The 351-nt window shown below is 62.4% G+C and carries 1 pseudogene; it reads right to left on the bottom strand.

From position 1 onward, the window contains the following. Positions 1-351: pseudogene (locus AC1D0P_RS32815) on the bottom strand (Fe3+/spermidine/putrescine ABC transporter ATP-binding protein); the annotation flags it as partial.

The following is a 351-nucleotide window of genomic DNA, read 5'->3' as shown; positions in this document are numbered from 1 at the left end:
GCCCCTCGCCCGCGCCGGCCACGATGATCGATCCGTCACTTGTGCGGATCCGGCAATGCCCGGACTCCAGCGCCACGACCTCGCCGGCAATGGCATTGTTTTCGCCGATGAAGGTGGCGACGAACGGATTGGCCGGCATTTCGTAGAGCGCATCGGGAGCCGCGATCTGCTGCAGGATGCCGTCGTTGAACACGCCGACGCGATCCGACATGGTCAGCGCCTCGCTCTGGTCATGCGTGACATAGACGACATTGATGCCAAGACGGGCATGCAGATGCTTGATCTCGATCTGCATGTGCTCGCGCAACTGCTTATCAAGGGCGCCGAGCGGCTCGTCCATCAGCACGAGCT

The sequence above is a fragment of the Polaromonas sp. P1_G2 genome (assembly GCF_056405515.1).
The sequence above is the reverse complement of the archived record's forward strand: the minus strand, read 5'-3'. Positions and strand labels throughout refer to the sequence as shown.